The 21,156-nt window shown below is 67.4% G+C and carries 22 protein-coding genes and 1 pseudogene; 13 read left to right on the plus strand and 10 right to left on the minus strand.

From position 1 onward, the window contains the following. Positions 1-460: 460 nt before the first annotated feature. From AB0N05_RS00565 to AB0N05_RS00575, 3 genes are read right to left on the minus strand one after another with little or no spacing between them, the layout of a single operon-like run. Positions 461-2,035, minus strand: a complete 1,575-nt coding sequence (locus tag AB0N05_RS00565) for an FAD-binding protein (protein WP_364685495.1) — start codon at positions 2,033-2,035, stop codon at positions 461-463. Positions 2,036-2,086: 51 nt separating this feature from the next. Continuing rightward, positions 2,087-2,335 (minus strand): hypothetical protein, encoded by a 249-nt coding sequence (locus tag AB0N05_RS00570; RefSeq protein ID WP_364685498.1) that lies wholly within the window; start codon positions 2,333-2,335, stop codon positions 2,087-2,089. Between the two features lie 55 nt (positions 2,336-2,390). Next, entirely contained in the window at positions 2,391-3,245 is an 855-nt protein-coding gene (locus tag AB0N05_RS00575; RefSeq protein WP_364685501.1) for a PHP domain-containing protein, read from the minus strand. 164 nt (positions 3,246-3,409) lie between these two features. On the opposite strand from AB0N05_RS00575, the gene corA reads away from it, so the two are divergent. Next, the gene (gene corA / locus AB0N05_RS00580) at positions 3,410-4,396 is read left to right on the plus strand and encodes a magnesium/cobalt transporter CorA (RefSeq protein WP_364687396.1); all 987 of its coding nucleotides are present in this window, start codon (positions 3,410-3,412) and stop codon (positions 4,394-4,396) included. Here the strand turns inward: corA and AB0N05_RS00585 are convergent. From AB0N05_RS00585 to AB0N05_RS00595, 3 genes are read right to left on the minus strand one after another with little or no spacing between them, the layout of a single operon-like run. Beyond that, positions 4,393-4,983 (minus strand): suppressor of fused domain protein, encoded by a 591-nt coding sequence (locus tag AB0N05_RS00585; protein WP_364685504.1) that lies wholly within the window; start codon positions 4,981-4,983, stop codon positions 4,393-4,395. The two genes, corA and AB0N05_RS00585, sit on opposite strands and share 4 nt — an antisense overlap. Before the next feature lie 4 nt (positions 4,984-4,987). Next, entirely contained in the window at positions 4,988-5,470 is a 483-nt protein-coding gene (locus tag AB0N05_RS00590; RefSeq protein ID WP_364685507.1) for a general stress protein, read from the minus strand. Positions 5,471-5,482: 12 nt separating this feature from the next. Continuing rightward, the gene (locus AB0N05_RS00595; RefSeq protein ID WP_364685510.1) at positions 5,483-6,457 is read right to left on the minus strand and encodes a CoA ester lyase; all 975 of its coding nucleotides are present in this window, start codon (positions 6,455-6,457) and stop codon (positions 5,483-5,485) included. Between the two features lie 64 nt (positions 6,458-6,521). Between AB0N05_RS00595 and AB0N05_RS00600 the strand changes: the two genes are divergently transcribed. The 9 genes and pseudogenes from AB0N05_RS00600 to AB0N05_RS00640 all read left to right on the plus strand — a co-directional run bounded on the left by AB0N05_RS00600 (position 6,522) and on the right by AB0N05_RS00640 (position 14,882). Continuing rightward, positions 6,522-7,847, plus strand: a complete 1,326-nt coding sequence (locus AB0N05_RS00600; RefSeq protein ID WP_364685513.1) for a CBS domain-containing protein — start codon at positions 6,522-6,524, stop codon at positions 7,845-7,847. Further along, positions 7,844-8,431, plus strand: a complete 588-nt coding sequence (locus AB0N05_RS00605; protein ID WP_364685516.1) for a DUF1003 domain-containing protein — start codon at positions 7,844-7,846, stop codon at positions 8,429-8,431. Before AB0N05_RS00600 ends, AB0N05_RS00605 begins: the two co-directional genes overlap by 4 nt. Positions 8,432-8,589: 158 nt before the next feature. Then, a complete protein-coding gene (locus AB0N05_RS00610; RefSeq protein WP_364685519.1) occupies positions 8,590-9,942 on the plus strand; it encodes a lytic murein transglycosylase in 1,353 nt (450 codons plus the stop codon). Between the two features lie 117 nt (positions 9,943-10,059). Next, entirely contained in the window at positions 10,060-10,929 is an 870-nt protein-coding gene (locus AB0N05_RS00615) for a lytic murein transglycosylase (protein WP_364685522.1), read from the plus strand. Positions 10,930-10,993: 64 nt separating this feature from the next. Continuing rightward, positions 10,994-12,130, plus strand: coding sequence for a P-loop NTPase (locus tag AB0N05_RS00620; protein WP_364685525.1), 1,137 nt, complete (start codon positions 10,994-10,996; stop codon positions 12,128-12,130). A gap of 158 nt (positions 12,131-12,288) precedes the next feature. Next, positions 12,289-12,558 (plus strand): annotated as a pseudogene (locus tag AB0N05_RS00625) (DivIVA domain-containing protein); the annotation flags it as partial. Between the two features lie 284 nt (positions 12,559-12,842). Next, complete coding sequence (locus AB0N05_RS00630) at positions 12,843-13,421, plus strand: DNA-3-methyladenine glycosylase I (RefSeq protein WP_364685528.1); 579 nt, start codon at positions 12,843-12,845, stop codon at positions 13,419-13,421. A 165-nt stretch (positions 13,422-13,586) separates the two neighbouring features. After that, the gene (locus AB0N05_RS00635) at positions 13,587-13,754 is read left to right on the plus strand and encodes a DUF3117 domain-containing protein (protein WP_006554284.1); all 168 of its coding nucleotides are present in this window, start codon (positions 13,587-13,589) and stop codon (positions 13,752-13,754) included. Between the two features lie 132 nt (positions 13,755-13,886). Then, positions 13,887-14,882 (plus strand): putative RNA methyltransferase, encoded by a 996-nt coding sequence (locus AB0N05_RS00640; protein ID WP_364685532.1) that lies wholly within the window; start codon positions 13,887-13,889, stop codon positions 14,880-14,882. A gap of 68 nt (positions 14,883-14,950) precedes the next feature. Here AB0N05_RS00640 and AB0N05_RS00645 read toward each other — a convergent pair whose 3' ends face one another. After that, complete coding sequence (locus AB0N05_RS00645; RefSeq protein WP_364685535.1) at positions 14,951-15,844, minus strand: LysR substrate-binding domain-containing protein; 894 nt, start codon at positions 15,842-15,844, stop codon at positions 14,951-14,953. Positions 15,845-15,913: 69 nt separating this feature from the next. Here AB0N05_RS00645 and AB0N05_RS00650 point away from each other — a divergent pair, with 69 nt between their 5' ends. Beyond that, the gene (locus tag AB0N05_RS00650) at positions 15,914-16,450 is read left to right on the plus strand and encodes a GNAT family N-acetyltransferase (protein ID WP_364685538.1); all 537 of its coding nucleotides are present in this window, start codon (positions 15,914-15,916) and stop codon (positions 16,448-16,450) included. On the opposite strand, the gene glgA is transcribed toward AB0N05_RS00650, so the two are convergent. Then, positions 16,447-17,616, minus strand: a complete 1,170-nt coding sequence (gene glgA, locus AB0N05_RS00655; RefSeq protein ID WP_364687399.1) for a glycogen synthase — start codon at positions 17,614-17,616, stop codon at positions 16,447-16,449. The two genes, AB0N05_RS00650 and glgA, sit on opposite strands and share 4 nt — an antisense overlap. Before the next feature lie 136 nt (positions 17,617-17,752). On the opposite strand from glgA, the gene glgC reads away from it, so the two are divergent. Beyond that, positions 17,753-18,967 carry a glucose-1-phosphate adenylyltransferase gene (gene glgC, locus AB0N05_RS00660; RefSeq protein ID WP_364685541.1) on the plus strand — a complete coding sequence of 405 codons (1,215 nt, stop codon included), beginning with the start codon at positions 17,753-17,755 and terminating at the stop codon, positions 18,965-18,967. A gap of 113 nt (positions 18,968-19,080) precedes the next feature. Next, positions 19,081-20,271, plus strand: a complete 1,191-nt coding sequence (locus AB0N05_RS00665) for a hypothetical protein (RefSeq protein WP_364685544.1) — start codon at positions 19,081-19,083, stop codon at positions 20,269-20,271. Positions 20,272-20,303: 32 nt separating this feature from the next. Here AB0N05_RS00665 and AB0N05_RS00670 read toward each other — a convergent pair whose 3' ends face one another. Both AB0N05_RS00670 and AB0N05_RS00675 read right to left on the minus strand, forming a co-directional pair. Continuing rightward, the gene (locus AB0N05_RS00670; RefSeq protein ID WP_364685547.1) at positions 20,304-20,798 is read right to left on the minus strand and encodes a hypothetical protein; all 495 of its coding nucleotides are present in this window, start codon (positions 20,796-20,798) and stop codon (positions 20,304-20,306) included. A gap of 61 nt (positions 20,799-20,859) precedes the next feature. After that, positions 20,860-21,078, minus strand: coding sequence for a hypothetical protein (locus AB0N05_RS00675; protein WP_364685550.1), 219 nt, complete (start codon positions 21,076-21,078; stop codon positions 20,860-20,862). Positions 21,079-21,156 lie beyond the last annotated feature (78 nt).

The raw sequence follows: 21,156 nt of genomic DNA on the forward strand, positions 1-21,156 counted from the left end.
CGTTTGGCGCGCCGGACAAGCCACGGCAAGCCTTCTTGCAATAACCCTGTGCGGGAACCATGCCACTTCATCGTGGCGGTCGGCACAAAGTATTACGGCTACTCGTGAGTATGTCGCGGCACAGATCGTCGAGCGAGAACCGGAGGGGTGTGTCCGGGCGATACTGCCGGGGTGAGTCAGGAGGAACCCGAGTCTGGGTTCGCGATCACCGAGTGTCCCGGGCCGCGCGGTGGCTACAGCCGGGGATCGACACATTCTGCCAGTCACGGCGACAACGCGCCAAATCGGGTGCCGGACCGTCCCGATCGCGCGTCATCCACGAAGCGTAGGCGACCCGAATCACCTCCCGGTTAAGGGAAACTCGCACGTCCGGCCGCGACTCCGGAGAACTGTCACAACCGCGTCGCGGCGACGCCGGTGAGGTGTCATGCCGCATTGCGTGCGCGGTCGTGAGGAAGGGCTACGCGGGAGTGGGTGCTGGGGCGGTGGTTTCGGATTCCGCGCGCTCTGGGTGGACCCAGACGTCGGAGAGGCCGCCGGAGAGTAGGCGGACGCGCCAGTCGGCGGCTGCGCCGGGGTGGTCGGTGCGGCGGTGCATGCCGCGGGTTTCGGTGCGGGCGAGGGCGGAGTATTTGGTCCAGCGGGCCACCGCGAGGAGGGCGGCGGCTTGGCGGGCTTGGAGGCGGTCGGAGCCTTTGCCGCCGAGGTCGAATTCCGCGCCGGGCCAGAGGCTGTCGAGTTCGGCGATGCTGTCTCGGAGGCTGCCGTCGCTGCGCCAGTAGCTGCGACGCAGAGGGAGGGTGTGTTCCTGGACCAGGCCTACGACCGCGCGGGGGTCTATGCGGGCCTTGTCGCCGAGGCCCGCGCCGGGGACGGGGCGGGCCTTGCCGAGGCGGCGGCGGGTCCCGGCGAAGCGGGCCGCGCCCATACCGGCCCAGACGCCGGAGGAGATTGCCCAGGCTCCGTTCTGGCCGCCGAAACCGCTGACCGCGCCGGTCACCGGCTCACGGGTGGTGACATCGCCCGCGCTGTACAGGCCCGGAACCGTGGTGGCGCAATCCATTCCCGCCAGTCGCAGCCCGCCCGTGCCGCGCACCGTGCCCTCCAGCACCGCGCGCAGCGGCACCTGCCCGGTCGGGTGCGTGGAGCCGTGGCGATGCAGTTCGGCCCGGATTTCCTCGGGCAACTCGTCCAGGGCGGCGTACACGCGGCGGCCGTCGGCGATGGCCGCGAAAGCCTGCGCCCGCGAACCGCTTCCATCGCCGCAGAGCACGGCCCGGGATTCGTCGTAGAGGGTCGCGAAGTGCATCATCTGATCGGGGGTGAAGACCACGGGCGCGGGCGCGCCGCCGAGCTGGATCGGACTGCCGCAGGGCACCAGCGAATACGCGTTGGAGAACTCCATGCCGGACAGCTGAGCCCCGGCCTCCGCACCCATGAGCAGGCCGTCCCCGGTGTCCACATCGGTCCCTGCGCCGCCGGAGAGGAAGGCGCAGCCACCGGTCGCCAGGACCACCGATTTCGCCCGTCCGGTCCAGCCTCGGAAGCCGTCGTCCAGCGAGACCCCGCACGCCCCGGACACCATGCCATCGCCGTCGGTGAGCAGCTGCAGGGCCGGATGGTGGTCCAGAATCCGGACTCCGGCCACGATCATGCTGCGCCGCATCCGGCCGAGATATTTCGCGCCGTCGAGGTACACCCGCGCGGGCCGCTCGACGTGATCACCCCGGAACCGGAAACCACCCGATACGAGTTGCCCGACACGCCGGTGCGTCTCCTCCAGCACCCGGCACATCCACTCCGGATCACCGAGCCCGCCGCCCTGCGCGTGATTCTGCTCGACCACTTCCTCGCGCGCCCGGCCCTGCGGAATGTTCCACAGCGTGACCCCGCCGCGCGCGGTCGGCCCGCTGGACCCGGCTTTCGCCTTGTCGACCACCACTACCCGAGCGCCGGCGGCAGCGGCCGCGAGCGCGGCCCAGGCCCCGGCGGGACCACCGCCAAGCACCAGCACATCGGCGTCGAATTCGGTCATATCGACAAATGTTCGCGGACAGTTCAACCGCCCGCAACCGTTATGCGTATATCAATTCCACCACTGCGCCCACAGCAGATAACCGGCTACCGAGAAAACAACCAAGCATCCGAAAAAGGACGCAAAACCACGACGCTTATCCGCATAAATCTGCGCCGCCAAAACCAGCAATGCGGCCGCCGCATGCCAGGCCACATCCGTGGCCCCCGGGCCCGGAAAACCGCGTTCAGCACCGATGACCGCCGCCCCGATCACCGTCACCGCCAAAACCACGATGCCGCCCGCGACAATGCCACTCAACCCCCGCAGCACCCTCACGCGCGCGCCACCGGACAGGACCCCGCGCCGGGAAGGGTCATGCGGTGACCACCGGGACACCGCTGGATTTGCCCACGATTTCCTCGAATTGGGTTGGGTCGGTGGTGAATTCACCGAGACGAATGGTCTTGTTCGAACCGTGGTAGTCCGACGAACCGGTGGTGACCAGCCCCAGATCGGCGGCCAGCGCGCGCAGGATCTCCCGATCCTCGGCGCTGTGATCGATGTGATCGATCTCCAGCCCGCCCAGACCGTGCTCGGCCAGCTCCCGAATGTGATCGAGGGCCAGCAGCCGCCCGCGCTTTCGAGCCCGCGGATGCGCCACCACACTCACGCCGCCCGCCGACGCGACCATTTCCACCGCACGCTGCAGGGGCGTGTCCGCCTTTTCCACGTAGTACTTGCCGTGCGGCGCGAGCAGATCCTGGAAGGCCGCGTCCACCGTCGGCACCACGCCCGCCTCGACCAGCGCCCGAGCCAGATGCGGCCGCCCGGCCGACGGCCCAGCAGAGGCCAGCACCGCGTCCGGATCCACGGGCAGGCCGTCGGCGGCCATGTTCTCGGCAATGGCCCGCAGCCGCACAGTCCGCTCGGCGCGCAAACGCTCCCGCTCCTGCGCGAACGACGCGTCGGCCGGATCGAACAGATACGCCAGTAGATGCACGGGCACCGGGTACCCGTCCTCACCCATGCCCACGCACGACATCTCCATGCCCCGCACCAGCGTCAGCCCCGGGGGTAGCGCCTCGACCGCCTCGGCCCACCCGGAGGTGGTGTCATGGTCGGTCAGCGCCACCACGTCGAGACCGGCGGCCGCGGCCTTCGCGATCAGCTCGGCGGGGGTGTCCGTGCCGTCGGAGGCAGTGGAATGGGTGTGGAGATCGATACGCACAAGCTCTATCTTGCCTGCGCGGCAGCCATTGTCCCGGAGGACGGGTCCGGGACGGTTAGCATCGGCACGTGTCATCGATCCCGCCGCTACCGTACTTCCGCTGGCCCGGACGGTCCGGTGAGCGGCCCGGCAAGCCCGCACAGCCCGCACCGAGGCTCAACGAGATCGTCGATTGCGCGATCTATGTGGACGGCCATCGGGTGCACGAGCACTGCACCTACCCGCAGGCGCTGGGCGAGGTGCGCGAGCGCGGCAAGGGCTTCGTCTGGCTCGGCCTGCATGGGCCCGACAAGGACATGATGACCCGGGTGGCCGACACCTTCGGGCTGCACGCGCTGGCCGCCGAGGACGCGGTGGACGCCGATCAGCGGCCGAAACTCGAACGCTACGACGACATTCTGTTCATGGTCATGCGCACCGTGCAGTACCACGAGCACGAAATGAACAGTGTCAGCGAGATCGTGAACACCGGCGAGATCATGGTGTTCGTCGGCCCGGATTTCGTGATCACCGTGCGGCACGGCGAACACACCGAACTGGCCAGTGTGCGCAAGGAATTGGAGGCCGATCCGACCCAGCTGACGCTCGGCCCGAGCGCGGTCCTGCATGCCGTGGCCGATCGGGTCGTCGACTCCTACGTGCAGGTCACCGAGGCCATCGGCGAGGATGTGGACGCCATGGAGGAAGCGGTCTTCACCCCCGCCAGCAAGATCATTATCGAGGCCGTCTACCAGCTCAAACGCGAAGTGGTGGAGCTACGTCGGGCGGTCAAGCCGCTGACCCTGCCACTGCAGATGCTCACCCACGACATCACGCTGCCGGTGCCCAAGGAGATCCGCCGCTACATGCGCGACGTGACCGACCACCACACCGCGGTCAATGACCAGATCACGGACTACAACGAATCCCTCAGCGCCCTCATCAATGCCGCGCTGGCCAAGGTGAGCGTCCAGCAGAACACCGATATGCGCAAGATCTCCGCGTACGCCGCCATGGCGGCGGTGCCGACCATGGTCGCTGGCGTCTATGGCATGAATTTCGAGCATATGCCCGAACTTTCGTGGACCTTCGGCTACCCGGCCGTGCTCGTCCTCATGGCCGGACTGTGCACCGCACTCTGGGTGAACTTCCACCGCAACAACTGGCTCTAGAGGGTGGCGGCGGCCCGATCCGGGTCGCGCACATCGATTTTCGCCTCGGTCCAGGCATCGCGCAGCGCGGCGGCACCGCGAATGCGCACCCAGGCCGCCTCGGTCGCCGTGATCGGGGTGACGGTCAGGAAGCGCACCGGCTCAGCGGGTTCCGGCAAGGCGACCTCGGGAATGTCGCTCTCCCCCAGCAATACCGCGGTAAAGGGCGCGTCGGCCCACAGGGGCTCGCCCAGATCCAGCAGCGCATCGGCTTGCAGCACAACACCTTCCACCGCCGGAGCCGCCACCAGCACGCCCAGCGCCCGGGTCAGCCCCGAGCCCGCGCCGACGCCACCGAGCAGGGTCAGCGATAGCTCCGCGCGCGGTCCGAGCAAGGGATCGGCAAGCGCCGCAGTCGGATCCGTCATCGGATGCCGGGAGCCGCCGACCGTCACGTAGTGCACGAATTCGCCGTCCGGGACGCGCAGGATATCGATGGGTTCCAACCCGAGGAACGTCACCGATGCCGTATCCACGGACTCCACACCACTGTGTCTATTACTGAAATGTCCGAGCACCCCGGCCCGGACCTTGTCCATGACATCCATAGATCTAGATAGCCAACCTCGCCAGCATGTCCCGCGCCTGTTCGGCGGCCTTCGGGTCACACAGCACGTCGTAGCGGCCCGCCACCAACTGCATGGTGGAGGCGAAATCACGCTGCCCGCGAGTGGCGGCGTACGGAATGGCGGTGGAGATCAGCCCGAAGATGATGCCGCCCACCAGGCCCACGATCAATGCCGCGCCATTGGTGAACAGGCTCAGCAGCAGCCCCATGAACAGACCCAGCCAGGCGCCCGAAACAATGCCGCCGCCAATGACTTTGCCCCACGTCAAGCGGTACAGCACCCGCTCGACCTGCATGAGATCCACGCCGACAATGGTCACGTTCTCGACCGGGAACGCATTGTCGGCCAGGTAGTCGACGGCCCGCTGCGCTTCGGCATAGGTCGGGTACGAGCCGACCGGCCAGCCCGACGGTGGTGTCGGCAGGCCCGGACGGTTCCGGCTCGCGTTCCCCAAGGGATTCGTCATGACTCCATCATGCTATTTCGACTCGTCGGACGGGGTCACGCTGTGCGGCATTTCAAAAGATTGCGTGGTTCGCGTCATTCCCGCGGCCCGCCCTTTATCTGCGATTACCTGCGCCATCTTGGCGCTGGCCTCATCGATCATCTCATCACCGAGCATGACCGCGCCGCGAGCTCCCCCCGCGGCCGAGGTGTGCCAAGCGTACGCGTCCAGGATCTCTTCCGCGCGGTCGTAATCTGCCTGACGCGGGCTGAAAATCTCATTGCACGCCGTGATCTGATCCGGGTGCAGCACCCACTTGCCGTCGAAACCCAGTGCGGCGGTGCGGGATGCGTTGCGGCGGAACCCGTCGAGATCGCGGACCGCCAGGTACGGGCCGTCGATGGCCTGCAGGCCGTGGGCGCGCGCCGCGAGCAGAATCGTCATGTAGATGTGGTGGTAGGCATCACCCGGCTCATAGCCCTCGGGCTGCTCACCGACCACCAGCGTGCGCATATTGATCGACGCCATGAAGTCGGCGGGACCGAACACCAGGGTTCGCACGCGCGGGCTGGCCGTGGCGATGGCGTCGATATTGCGCAGCCCGAGCGCATTCTCGATCTGCGGCTCGATGCCGATCCGCCCGACCTCGAGGCCATGGGCCTTCTCCAGCTGCGTCAGCAGCAGATCCAGGGCCCGCACCTGCCCCGCGTCGATCACCTTGGGCAGCAGGATGGCGTCGATCTCCGCTCCCGCGCCCTCGACCACGGCGATCACATCGGCGTAGGTGTACTCGGTGCTCCAATCATTGACCCGCACAACGCGAATCTGCGACCCCCACCCGCCCGACTTCAGCGCCGCCACGATGTTGTCCCGGGCCACCGCCTTCGCCGCCGGTGCGACCGCGTCCTCGAGATCCAGGAACACCTCGTCGGCGGGCAGCCCCTTGGCCTTCTCGATCATGCGCGGGTTGCTGCCGGGGACGGCGAGCACCGAACGGCGGGATGTCATGGATCACTCCTCTACGCCCGTGGCGTGGCATTTCGGGCAGCTTTTACCCACTAGCCTTGCCTTCATGGCAGCGACGAAAGTTTTCGCCGCCCGGCTGGCGGGCTTGGTGGTACTGGGACCGGACGGTGAGTCTATCGGCCGCCTCCGGGACATCGTGATCTCGATCAGGTACGACCGCCAACAGCCGCGCGTGCTCGGCATCCTCGTCGAACTGCCAACCCGGAAGCGGATTTTCGTGCCGATGCTCCGGGTGCAGGCCGTCGAACCGGGCGCGGTCACCCTGACCACCGGCACCATCAGCGTGCGCCGCTTCGAACAGCGGCACGGCGAGGTGCTGGCCGTGGCGCAGATCCTCGACTCCACCGTGCGAGTCGCCGATCCGGAGCTGCCGCAGCTGGCCGATACCGATGTGGTGGTGGTGGACCTCGGCATCGAGCAGGCCCGCACCCGCGATTGGCGGGTCAACCGGGTCGCGGTGCGCGAACGCCGCCGGCTCAGCGTCGGATTCGGGCGGCGCGGAGCCATTCACGTGGTGAATTGGAATCAGGTGCGCGGCCTCACCCAGACCGAGCTCAACCTGCCCGGCCAGGACGTCACCCAGCTGCTCGAACAATTCGAGGGCATGCGGCCCGCCGACGTCGCGCACCTGCTGCGCGAATTGCCGCGCAAGCGCCGCATCGAGGTGGCGGCGGCCTTCGACGACGAACGCCTCGCCGACGTGGTGCAGGAGCTGCCCGAGACCGATCAGGTCGAACTCCTGGAGCAGCTCGGCGTGGAACGCGCCGCCGACCTGCTCGAGGCCATGGACCCCGACGATGCCGCCGACCTGCTGGGCGAACTGCCCACCAGCGAGGCGGAATCGCTGCTCGCCCTGATGGATCCGGAGGACTCCGAACCGGTCCGCCGCCTGCTCGAGCACGCCCCGTACACCGCCGGTGGCTTGATGACGCCCGCCCCCGTGGTGATCACCCCGGCCACCACCGTGGCCGAGGCCCTGGCCCGCATTCGAGATCCCGAGCTGACCCCCGCGCTGGCCTCCATGGCCTTCGTGGTGCGGCCGCCCACCGCCACCCCCACCGGCCGCTATATGGGCTGCGTGCACTTCCAGCAGTTGCTGCGCGAACCGCCCGCGAACCTGGTCGGCGGCATCGTGGACGCGGATCTGGTGCAATTGCGGCCCGAGGCCCCGCTCACCGCGGTCACCCGGTATTTCGCCACCTACAACCTGGTCTGCGGCCCGGTGGTGGACGACGAGAATCATCTGCTGGGCGCGGTCACCGTCGACGACGTGCTCGATCACCTGCTGCCGGAGGATTGGCGCGAGCAGGATGAGGACAACCACGATGTGCACGGCTTGCCCGTGATCGACGGGACCGGAGGCCGGGCATGACCGATCGAGCGGAGAAGGTCACCGCGCGCCAGCGCCTGGAAACCCCGGTCGAGACGCGCTTCCGCGGTTTCGACTGGGACGCCGAGGCCCTGGCCCGCACCAGCGAGAACGTCGCGCGCTTCCTCGGCACCGGCCGCTACCTGGTGATTCAGACAGTCATCGTGATCGTCTGGATCCTGCTGAATGTCTTCGCGCTGCGGCTGCAATGGGATCCGTACCCGTTCATCCTGCTGAACCTGGCGTTCTCCACCCAGGCCGCCTATGCCGCGCCGCTGATCCTGCTGGCGCAGAACCGGCAAGACAATCGCGACCGGGTGTCGCTCGAGGAGGATCGGACCCGGGCGGCCCAGACGAAAGCCGACACCGAATTTCTGGCGCGCGAGGTCGCGGCCGTGCGACTCGCCGTGGGTGAGGTCGCGACACGCGACTATGTGCGGCGCGAGCTTGACGACATCAAGGAATACCTGTTCAGACTGGAGAAGCTGGTCTCTGACGGGGAGCCGGTCAAGGACAAGAAAGCGAAGAAGAGTACCGACCGAAAGAGGCCCGAGGTCCCGGTTTTGTCGCAAAAAGATAGCGAATGACCTCACAAGTCAGTGACGAACAAGCTGACTGATGGGTAACCTGGATCACGTTGTTCCGAGCGACCGACCCAGACACTAGGGATTCGAGAGTGTCATCACCCGGGGCCCGGCCGCACGACTGAGGGGATTGTGTGGTGGCGAAGAGAATATCTGCACCGGTGACAGCGTCGGCGCTGTTGATAGCGGGCCTGGTCACCGCGGGTTCGGCCACCAATACCACCGCGCACAACACGGCCCCGCAGGCTGCGCCGGAGGCGCTGCTCGCGGCCGCGGCGACCGATACCGGGGGCCGCGCTACCGCGGCCGAACCGGCCTCGGACCAACTGGTTGGCCTGGTTCCAGCGGCTCCGGAAGCCCCCCGCAAACTCAGCGCAATGGTCCCGCCCGCCGACGGCAATCCCGGCACTGTCGCGCTGCAGAACATCGCCCTGCCCGGCGGCACCGGCGCGCTCGGGATTCCAGAGCTGGTGCTGGCCGCCTACCGCAATGCCGAACTGGCGCTGGGCTCCTCCATGCCCAACTGCCACCTGCCCTGGAACCTCCTGGCGGGCATCGGCCGCATCGAATCCCTGCACGCGAGCAATGGCCGCACCGACACCGCGGGCACCACGCTCTCGCCCATCCTCGGCCCGGCACTGGACGGGACCCTGGCGGGCAATGAGGTCATCAAGGCCTCCGACGGTAGCTACGTGCGCGCGGTCGGGCCCATGCAGTTCCTGCCGGGCACCTGGACCAACTACGCCTCCGACGGCAATGGCGACGGCGTCTCGGATCCGAACAATGTCTTCGACGCCACCCTCGCCGCGGGCAAGTACCTGTGCTCGGGCGGCCTGGACCTGGCCGATTCCCAGCAGCAGCTCAAAGCCGTACTGCGCTACAACAATTCGATGACCTACGCCGCCAATGTGCTGAGCTGGTCGAACGCGTACAAGACCGGCGGCACACCCGCGCCCGTGGCGATCTCCGCGGATCTGGTCCAGCCGGGCGCACTGACCGCCGGGCCGGATATGACGGCGGCCTCCACCACGCTGCCCACCACCACGGAAGCCACGACGACCACCCCGTCGACGACCCAGCAGACCCAGGTGATGATCACCATTCCGGGCCTGCCCGCCATTCCGTGCGGCGTCTTCTGCCCCGCGCCCGTGAACGTGAATCCCTGTGACTCGACCACGGTTTCGACGCAGAAGGAGACCAACCCGGACGCCAAGCCGGAGGACGTCAAGACCGAGGACGGCAAGGCCGCTCAGCCCGAGCAGAATGTCGGCACCAATGGCCAGCCGGTGCAGAACCAGGTGCTGTGCAGCCAGCCGGTGCCGGATCAGGCGGCCGTGCAGCAGCCGCAGAATCAGCCCGCCCCGGAACCCGCGAAGACCACTGAGCCCGAGGCCATTGCGCCCGCCGAGGCGGCTCCGGAAGCGGCCCCCGAATCGGCTCAGCCCACGAGTGCGGCCCCGGGCATCACACTGCCGTTCGGCATCACCATTCCGGTGCCGGTTCCGGTTGGCTGACCTGGGCATTTCAGGTCCGGTCACGAACTAGTAACGGAAAGGTCTCAAATAAGGTAACGTGGCCTCCATTGCTTCACCCCCCGGTAACAACCGTTGGCAATGGAGGGTCACCACCAAGTGGGACGTCACCGCAAACCGCCGGTCCCGACAGTTCGTCGTTCGACAGTTGTCGCGCTCACCGGTCTCGTACCTGCCGGACTCGCTTCCGTCACCGGCGCAGCCGATGGCCATCTGGCCGACAAGCTGACATCGACAGTCCAGCAACAGCTTTCGGACGATTCGGACGAGCACCTACCCAGACCCGAGGCGGCCGCCGCCCCGGCCGCCGCACCGGATCGTCTGCTCCGCGAAGCCAAGCAAGTACTCCCACCCCCGCCGCCGGTCGTGAAAACCGTTGCGCTGCCGAATGGTCGAGTACCCGCCGCCCTCCCCGCCGGACCACTCGGAATGCCCGGCATCTCCGAGAACGCCTACCAGAACGCGGAACGCATTCTGGCAGCGGAGAATCCGGCCTGCGGTATGCCGTGGTCGCTGCTGGCCGGTATCGGCCGGGTGGAATCCACGCACGCCTTCGGCGGCAAGGCCGATGCGGACGGCAACCCCCTCGACCCGATCTACGGACCGGTCCTGGACGGAAGTCTGTACGGCAACAACGTCGTTCACGACACCGACGGCGGCGAGCTCGACGGCCTGTCCGGTTACGACCGCGCCATCGGCCCCATGCAGTTCCTGCCGGAAACCTGGCGCAAGTACGCCGCCGATGGCAATGGTGACGGCATCGCCGATCCGCAGAACCTCTTCGACGCGGCCCTCACCTCCGGCAAGTACCTGTGCTCGGGCGGCCTCGATATGCGTGATCCGGCGCAGCAGACCCGCGCCATCCTGCGCTACAACAACTCCATGGCCTATGTCGCGAATGTGATGGCGTGGGAGACGGCCTACGGTTCCGGCCTCGCCCCCGCGGCCTCCGCGCTCCCCCGGATCTGACCGTCGAGTAGCCGCGTCCGGGACCCGAGACGGGGTTCCGCACCGGCGCTCATAGACTGGCGGCATGCCAGTGGTAACGGAATCGGATGTGCGGGGCGCGCTCGCGAAGGTGAATGACCCGGAGATCCGGAAACCGATCACCGAATTGGGCATGGTGAAGAGCGTGGTCGTCGGCGACGACGGCAGCGTGGATGTGGTGGTCTACCTGACCACCTCGGCCTGCCCGATGAAGGGCGCGATCACCGAACGCGTCACGAAGGCCGTCAATGACGTGCCCGGCGTCGGCGCGATCACCGTGACCCTCGACGTGATGAACGACGAGCAGCGCACCGAACTGCGCAAGAAGCTGCGCGGTGACAATGCCGAACCGGTCATCCCGTTCGCCCAGCCCGGCTCGCTGACCCGCGTGTACGCGGTCGCCTCCGGTAAGGGCGGCGTCGGAAAGTCCAGTGTCACCGTGAATCTCGCGGCCGCCATGGCCGCGCGCGGGCTCTCGGTCGGCGTGCTCGACGCCGATATCTACGGCCATTCGGTGCCGCGCATGCTGGGCACCGAACAGCGCCCCACCCAGGTGGAGCGAATGATCATGCCGCCCATCGCACATGACGTGAAGGTCATCTCGATCTCCATGTTCACCCAGGGCAATACGCCCGTGGTGTGGCGCGGGCCCATGCTGCACCGCGCGCTGCAGCAGTTCCTGGCCGACGTGTTCTGGGGCGATCTGGACATCCTGTTGCTGGACCTGCCGCCGGGCACGGGCGATGTGGCCATCTCGCTGGCGCAGCTGATCCCGAATGCCGAGATCCTGGTCGTCACCACCCCGCAGCTGGCCGCCGCCGAGGTGGCCGAGCGCGCCGGTTCGATCGCGCTGCAGACCCGTCAGCGCATCGCGGGCGTCATCGAGAACATGTCCTGGCTGGATCTGCCGGACGGCTCGCGCATGGAGCTGTACGGCTCCGGCGGCGGCCAGACCGTGGCCGAGAACCTCACCCGGGCCATCGGCGCACCCGTCCCGCTGCTCGGCCAGATCCCGATCGAGCAGCAGCTCCGTGAGTCGGGCGACGAGGGCACCCCGATCGTGCTGAGCGCCCCCGACAGCGAGTCCGGCAAGGCCCTGCTCGGCATCGCCGACAAGCTCGCCGTCCGCAAGCGCGGCCTCGCGGGCATGTCCCTCAGCATCGACACCACCAAGAACTTCTAGGTCGTACACCCGAGTGACACCCGTGCCCGTTGCCTTCGCGGCGGGCACGGGTTTTCTCGTTCCGAGTCGAGAGCGCTACGGCTGCGCCGGAATTCGACGGCCGAAATCCGCCGGGGTGACGCGGCGACCGCGCCCGCGCTCCGCTTAAGCTCGGGTACATGCTCACGCTGCTTCTGTACGTGCTGATCGTCGGTCTGGTGGCCGCGCTGCTGTTCCTGGTCGCGAGCGCGGTATTCGGGCGCTCGGAGGAACTCGGCCCATTACCCGAGGGCACCACGGTCACCGTGCTACCCGCCGAGGCCATCAGCGGCAGCGATGTCCGCGCCCTGCGCTTCCAGCAGGTGCTGCGCGGCTACAAGGCGGGCGAAGTGGATTGGGCGCTGACGCGCCTGGCCGCCCGCATCGACGAACTCGAATGGCAACTGGCCCAGGCCCGCACCGGACCGGCCGACGCCGCGCCCTCCGCGCCGAATCTGGAGAAGGCCTCCGCCGCACCCCACGACAATTCCGTGAACGGCACGACGGCCTTCGCCACGCATCCCGGATCGGATGGGGCGCCCGCACCCCGCCGCGTGCCACCGATCGAGCCGCAGGCCGCGTCCGGCGAAGCGCTACCGCTCCCCCAGGTCCTCCCCGGCGCTTCCGAGGAGTCCATCCCCGCGGTGAGCGATCAAACCGCCGCACCGTCCGATTCAGAGACCGGGAAAGCGTAATGAGTACCGACTTGGAACTCGAGGATGACGGCCGCGTTCGCTGCGGGTGGTCGCTGGGGTCCCGGCTTTATCGGGATTATCACGACAACGAGTGGGGACGGGTACTCCATGGCGACGATGCGTTGTTCGAGCGGGTTTGTCTGGAAGCGTTTCAGTCGGGGCTCGCGTGGATCACGATTTTGCGGAAGCGGGAAGCCTTCCGCGCGGCCTTCGAAGGGTTCGTGATCGAGCGGGTCGCGGAGTTCGGGGATGCCGATGTCGAACGCCTGATGGCGGATCCGGGCATTGTTCGCAATCGCGCCAAAATCGAGGCCAGCATCCACAATGCGCGGGTTGCCGGGGACCTCGGCACCGGTTTGGACGAACTGCTCTGGTCCTTTGCTCCGGCGGCCCGGAAACGGCCCCGGAGGATGTCCGATGTGCCCGCTGTCACCGCCGAATCCACCGCTCTCGCAAAAGATCTCAAGCGCCGCGGATTCAAATTCGTGGGGCCCACTACGGCGTACGCACTCATGCAAGCGACCGGGATGGTAGACGATCACGTGGCCGATTGCTGGGTGAATCCGAGTACTTCTTAGACGCCACGTCGGTCGGTTTTTGGAACTCAGGTACCCGCCCCGATCCGCGATAGGGAAGAATGGGCTTGGTGCGGCCCGCCACATACCGGCGGGCTGCCTGGTTGGTGACAACTGGAGTTCCATGAAAGTGCGCAGCAGACCGCGCAGATCTGGAGGGAGCAGAGGATGGCGGCCATGAAGCCCCGCACCGGGGACGGTCCCCTCGAGGCAACCAAGGAAGGGCGTGGAATCGTCATGCGGGTTCCACTCGAGGGTGGCGGGCGTTTGGTCGTCGAGCTCACGCCGGAAGAAGCCGCAGCGCTCGGTGACGAACTCAAGAGTGTCACCAGCTAGAAATCGGACGCACACGTGCCGGTGAGCCACCGCATCGAACCGGTGGGGCTCACCGGCACATCGGTGCACACCGAAAATATCGGCCCAGCCGAGTCACCAGCCACGCCCTCACCGGCACCGGCGGATCGACTCATGGCCTGTGCCGATCTCCTGGCTTGTCCAGAGTGCGCCGAGCACCTCACCCCCTCGGACCGCAGCCTGCGCTGCCCCCGGGGCCACACCTTCGACATCGCGAAACAGGGCTATGTCAGTCTGCTGACCGGTGCATCCACAAAGATGACCGGTGACACCCCCGCGATGCTCGAAGCCCGCGTGGTCTTCCAGTCCGCGGGCCACTTCACCCCGATCGCCGAGGCCCTCGCACGAGCAGTCGCCGAAGCCCTCACACGGGCAGCGACCGAAGCTCCCACACGGGCAGCTGCCGCCGTGCCGGTTCTCCCGGCTCCGGCGAAGCACGCCAATGGGATCACGCATCCCGGCTCGACCGCCGCGGCCGCCTCGTCGGCCAGACTCTCCGCGACTCTGTTGTCCCATCCGGTCCCAACACCAACCCCCACGGGTCCGGCCATGCTCGAGATCGGGGCGGGCACCGGGTACTACACCGCCGCTGTCCTCGATGCCGTACCCAATGCGCGCGGCATCGCACTGGACGTCTCCAAACCTGCCGCGAAACGCAGCGCCCGCGCCCACCCCCGGGCAGGCGCGGTGCTGGCCGATGCATGGCGTGGGCTGCCCGTGCGCGATGGCGTCCTGAGCGCGGTGCTGTCGGTCTTCGCGCCGCGCAATGCCGACGAGGTCGCCCGCGTGCTGGCCGCCGACGGCCGCTTCCTCGTGGTCACGCCGACGGCCCGGCATCTGGCCGAACTCATCCGCCCGCTCGGCATGGTCAGCGTGGACGCGGCCAAGGCGGATCGCCTCGCCGAAACTCTGGGTGAACACTTCACATTGGCCGACCGCACCGAGGTCGAGTACCCGATGTCCTTGACCCACACCGATATCGCGAATGTGGCCGCCATGGGCCCGTCGGCCCACCACGCCGCAGAGCAACGCACCGCCCTCATCGCCGCACTCCCGAACCCCCTCACGGTGACAGCGTCCGTCACCCTCTCCACCTACCGCCGCACCTGACCCCCGTCTTCAAGATCAGGGAGTAATGGTGGTGTCGAAATCGGACAATTGACTCCACCAGTGCTCCCTCACCGCTGCATAGCGGGGAGGAGGGTGAGGAAGTTGTGGATGAGGGGGCGGGTGTCGCCGGTTCGGGTGGCTATGTAGATGGATGTGGTGGCTTGGGTTTCGGCCAGGGGGATGATGCGGACCGTGTTGGGGGCCGTGAAAGTGGCGCTGCGGGGGGCGATTGTGACGCCTAGGCCCGCGGCAACCAGGTAGAGCAGGATGGTCCAGTTGGTGGCTTCCTGGACTATGTGGGGGCGGTGGCCGGATTCCAGGAGTGGGGAGAGGTTGCGGTCGTGGGCTCGGGGGCCTGCGATGCGGGGGAAGAAGACGAAGGGGTTGGTGGCCAGTTCGGCTCCGGTGATGGTGGGGCGGTTCGCGTCCGGGTGGTCGGCGGGGAGGATCGCGACGAAGGGTTCGGTGATAAGGGGGACGGTTTCGGTGCCGGGGGTGTCGTCGGGGTCGCGGACGATGGCCATGTCGAGGCTGCCGGTGGCGAGTCGTTCCATGAGGTGGCTGGTGAAGCCCTCGACCAGGTCCACGTCGACGAGGGGGAAGCGGTCGCGGAAGTCCCGGACGGCGCGGAGGGGCTCGAGCGGGAGCACCGAGGGGACGAAGCCGAGGTAGAGGGTGCCCTGGCCGCCTTGGCCGATGCGGGTGATCTCGGCCAGGTCGCGGTCGGCGTGGCCGAGCAGGGCGGTGGCCCGTTCGCGCAGGACGGTTCCGGCGGCGGTCAGCGCGACGCTGCGGGAGGTGCGGTCGAACAGTCTTGTGCCGAGCAGGGTTTCGAGGCGCTGGATCTGCTGGGTGAGGGCGGGCTGGGCAATGTGCAGGCGGGCGGCGGCGCGCCCGAAGTGCAGTTCGTCGGCCACGGCGAGGAAGTAGCGGAGGTGGCGGAGTTCGACGCCTTCAACCATAAGCTGAGCGTATCAATCGCAGCTATCAAGTATTGGACGTTATGGTTCGCCACCCGGCATGCTGACCTGGTGACTCAGCAAACGGAAGCCATTGCCGATCGCCCTGCCATTGCCGAACACCCTGCCATCGTCGAACACGGTGCCGTCGTGGTCGAACCGATGGCCGGTCCCGCCGATGCCCAGGCGTTCAAAGAGCTGAATATGGAATGGATCGCCGCGTACTTCACCCTCGAGCCCGCGGACCTCGTCACCCTCGACAATCCGGAGAAGATCGTCGCCGAGGGCGGGCGGGTGCTGATCGCCCGGGACGGCGCGCACGCGGTCGGCTGCGTCGCGCTGGTGGCCGAGGAGCCCGGGGTCTTCGAACTCTCGAAAATGGCGGTCTCGCCCAATTCCCAGGGCCGCGGCATCGGTCGCGCGGTGCTGCTCGCGGCCATCGATGAGGCGCGCGGGCTGGGCGCGACCTCCCTGTTCCTGGCCAGCAATGCCAGGCTCGCCAGCGCGGTGCACCTGTACGAATCGGTCGGCTTCGTGCATGTCCCGCGCACGGAATTGCGGCCGATCCCCTACGACCGGGCCGATGTGTTCATGAGGTTCGAGCTCTAGGTTTTGCGGACGCTGTCGTAGATGGCGGCCGTGCGGGCCGCCATCTGATTCCAGTCGAATTCGGTGATGGCGCGGCTGCGGCCGGTGCTGCCCATGGCGGCGGCGGCCACGGGATCGGCGGCGATCTCATTGATGGCGTGGGCGAGTCCGCGCTCGTAGGTCTCGTGTCCGTTCTCGTCATAGGGCACGAGGCGGCCGGTGATGCCGTCCGAGACGACCTCCGGAATGCCGCCCACCGCGGAGGCGACGACGGCGGTCCCGCAGGCCATGGCTTCGAGATTGACGATGCCCAGGGGTTCGTACACCGAGGGACAGACGAAAACCGTTGCGGCGGAAAGCACTTGGCGAACCATTTCGGTGGGGAGCATTTCCTTGACCCAGTACACGCCGTCGCGGGTCTTGCCGAGTTCGCGGACGGCCGCGGCCACTTCGGCTTCCATGGCGGGGGTGTCGGCGGCTCCGGCGCACAGCACCAGTTGCAGGCCGGGGTCGAGGTGGCGGGCGGCGGCGAGCAGGTGCGCGACGCCCTTCTGCCGGGTGATGCGGCCAACGAAGGCCGCGATGGGTCTGTCCCGGTCCGCGCCGAGTTCGGTGAGGATGTCGCGGGAGCCGGGCTTGGGTCCGCCGGGATGCCAGACGTCGGCGTCGATTCCGTTGTGCACCACATGGACTTTGGCGGGATCGAGGTCCGGGTAGGCGGCCAGGACGTCTTCGCGCATGCCCGCGCTCACCGCGATCACGGCATCGGCGTAGGTCATGGCATTGTGTTCGGACCAGGACGAGAGCCGGTAGCCGCCGCCGAGTTGCTCGGCCTTCCACGGCCGCCGCGGTTCCAGCGAATGCGCGGTCAGCACGTGCGGAATGCCGTAGAGCTCGGCGGCCAGGTGCCCGGCCAGCCCGGCGTACCAGGTGTGCGAGTGCACCACGTCGGCCCCGCCCGCGGCATCGGCCATGCGTAGTTGCGCGGACATCATCTGCAGCACCGAGTTGGCGGCGTAGAGCATCGGATCGGGTTGGTGCACCACGGCATCGAGGCGGGGCACGCCCATGCAGTGCACGGTGACGTCGCACAGTTGCCGTAGTCGCGGCACCAATTCGGTGACGTGCACGCCCGCGCCGCCGTAGACCTCCGGCGGATATTCGCGGGTCATCATGGCTACCCGCACTCCGCGGGGTCCGTCCGCGCCGTAACTCACCCCGTCAAACTAGTCGCTGGGCCGCGAGCGAACCAATCAGACAACGCGATGAACACGGGACATGGCGGACATTCCACGTTCCCCTACAAGCGGTAGTTTGGCGAGTGTGAGGAGCCAGCCGCACGTACTCGGGATCGTGCTCGCCGGTGGCGAGGGCAAGCGACTCTTTCCGCTCACCAAGGACCGCACCAAGCCCGCCGTGCCGTTCGGCGGCGCGTACCGGCTCATCGATTTCGTGCTGTCGAATCTGGTGAACGCCGGGTACCTGCGGATTTGTGTGCTCACGCAATACAAGTCGCATTCGCTGGACCGGCATATCTCCCAGACCTGGCGGCTGTCCGGATTCGGCGGCGAGTACATCACCCCGGTGCCCGCGCAGCAGCGCCTCGGCCCGCGCTGGTACACCGGCAGCGCGGACGCGATCATGCAGTCGCTGAACCTGATCTATGACGAGGATCCGGAGTACATCGTCGTTTTCGGCGCGGATCACGTGTACCGGATGGATCCGGAACAGATGGTGCAGGCGCATATCGAATCCGGCGCGGGCGTGACCGTCGCGGGCATCCGGGTGCCGCGCAGCGAGGCGAGCGCGTTCGGCTGCATCGACTCCGACGAATCCGGCCGCATCATCGGCTTCCTGGAGAAGCCGGTGCATCCGCCTGGCACCCCCGACGATCCGAACGTCACCTTCGCCTCCATGGGCAATTACGTCTTCACCACGAAAGTGCTGGTGGACGCCATTCGCGCGGACGCCGACGACAATGACTCCGACCACGATATGGGCGGCGACATCATTCCGGGCCTGGTGCGTTCGGGCGCGGCCTCGGTCTACGACTTCGCCAATAACGAGGTCCCCGGCACGACCGACCGCAGCCGCGGCTACTGGCGTGATGTCGGCACCCTGGACGCCTTCTACGAGGCGCATATGGATCTGGTGTCGGTGGATCCGGTCTTCGACCTCTACAACAAGCACTGGCCGATTCGCGGGGCCGCGGAGAACCTGCCGCCCGCCAAGTTCGGGCGCGGCGGGCTCACTCAGGAATCGATCGTCGGCGCGGGCAGCATCCTGTCGGCGGCGACGGTGCGCAATTCGGTGCTGTTCTCCAATGTCATGGTGGAGGACGGCGCGACCGTGGAGGGCAGCGTGCTCATGCCGGGCGTGCGGATCGGCCGGGGCGCCGTGGTGCGGCACGCGATTCTGGACAAGAACGTGGTGGTCACCGAGGGCGAGATCATCGGGGTCGATCTGGACCGCGACCGGGATCGTTTCGCTGTGAGCAATGGCGGCGTGGTGACCGTCGGCAAGGGCATCTGGGTGTGACCCTTCCGGCCTGTCACGCGCGGTTCTCCCGATAAAGGTGGACAGTCCGCCCATCCGGGTCCGAAAATCTTGGAGTGGCGCGCCACCGGCTCGGTTGCGCGGGAGGGAGCATCATGGCCCACGCGGCACGGGTTTTCACCGCTGTCACCTGTCTGGCGCTGACCGCGCTATTGACCGGCTGCGGCACCAAGGGGACACCGGTAGCGGCCGAAATGGATGTCCGCACGCTGGATTCCGGCACCTACCCGGTCAATCGATTCACCTACGACCGTAATTCCAATGGCAATGGCGCGACCCTGGAGGGCATGCGCATGGCCGATGCGGTGGCCCCGGCCGTGAAGATCGATCCCAGTCTGAAGGTCGGGCGCGGCGGCGTGGTGCTGTCCAGCGTCGCGGATGTGGTGAGCGTGAGCCGCCTGTCCTCGTCGGCCAAGCCGGTGCTGGCGAACCGCGGCTTCATCGCCGGGTACGCGAACAGCGGTGCGGATATGGAGGACCCGGCCGGTAAGGACACACCGGACCCGAACAGCACCAGCGTCACCCTGCGACTGCTGCGTTTCCCGTCCGCCGATAGCGCCAAGCTGGCGGCCAAGGAGCTCGAGGACGCCGATTTCAATGTGGCGCTGAACCAGAACCAGAAGCTGACGATGCCGGAGTATCCGGACGCGTTCGCGCACTGGCGGCCGAATGTCGGCAATATCGGTGTGACCATGGCGCGCAAGGAATTCGTCATCTCGGTGTTCCTGGCGCGCCCGACCGTCGACAAGGCCGATCTGCTGTCCTGGGCCAAGAAGACGCTGGACGCGGAGGTCCCGGCGGTGGACGCGTTCGCGCCCACCCCGGCCGACAAGGTCGATCAGCTGCCGGTCGATCCGGACCGGCTGCTGGCGCGGGCGCTGGTCGCCGATCGAGATAATCGCAAGCCCGATCAGGACAACTTCGCGGTCTACGGCCCCAACTGGATGATCGGGCTGGCGGGCGATATGGCCTTGCGCACCAGGCTTTTCACCGATACCGGCATGGATCAGATGGCCGTGGCCGACGACACGCTGCTCTTCCGCGTCCGTGATGCCAAGGCGGGCGCGGATCTGGTCGCCGGGCTGATCCTGAGCTTGAACGAGACCTCGGCGGGCGCGCCGGACAAGGTGCCGGAGGTGAAATGCGTGCACCATAAGTCGGGCGATATCAATAATCGCTGCTATGTCATCTACAAGCGGTATGTCGCCGGAGTGAGCGCGGGCACGGAGGCGGAGGCGCAGAAGATGGCGGCGGCGCAATACACGCTGCTGGCCAATAGCCTATAGCTCGCGCAGATGCCGAAACCCGTTGTGGCGGTTCAGAAGCGGATGACGTCCGCGTCGAGAGACCGCCACGCGGCGGGGCGTTCGGAATCGGCATCGGCCGTGGGCTTTTCGGGGCACACTACTTCATGACCGTTGTGCGCGGCCACTTCATGACCGTTGTGCGCGGCGGCATTGTGTGTGCTGCCATTGCGTCCGCCGTGCGGCGGCCCCGGCCGGGTGGTTGAGGTGCTTTCGTCCCGGAAGCGGTAGTCGCGGAATCCGAACGGCTGCAACAGGGCTCGCAGGAATTCGGGGCCGTTCTCGGGCGTGACGGTGCGGTCCTCGCCGAGAATGTCGACACCCTGGTGGTACCAGACCCGGGCGACCAGTCCTTCGACCGGATCCACCGCCCGGAAGGTGGCGTGACCGTCGGCGGTCAGGCGGAATTCGGCGATCCGCCGCCATCGCCCGGCCGCACTTCTCGTCCGCGCGCGGAAGTACAAGCCCACCACCGCCGGAACTCGCTGACCCATGGAAACCTCATTCATCGATATCTTCCATGGAGTAACCCGATCGCGGCCCGGTAATCCTCGCGAACGGGGCGGTCGTTCAGCCCGGATTCGCCGGGGCGAGAGTGCTGGTCCCGCAGAACGGCTGACACGAGCCGGGTGTGGACGGCACCACGCTCGACGGTTCGTCGAATCGTGCCCCACTGACCAGCAGCAGCACCAGCAGCCCCACGAAGACGACGCCTCCGAAGACAATCAGTGCGGGCCAGAGCCATCCGGACGGTAGATGCACACCGAGCATCAATCCTTCGCCGAACATCTCCCACCTCCCTCGAATTTGTTCCCCCTCTTCGGTACCACTCGCGCGGTACCCGAAACCAGACCCTGCCGCTGCCCC

Source organism: Nocardia sp. NPDC051030 (assembly GCF_040683015.1).
In the GTDB taxonomy this organism is placed as follows: Bacteria; Actinomycetota; Actinomycetes; order Mycobacteriales; family Mycobacteriaceae; genus Nocardia.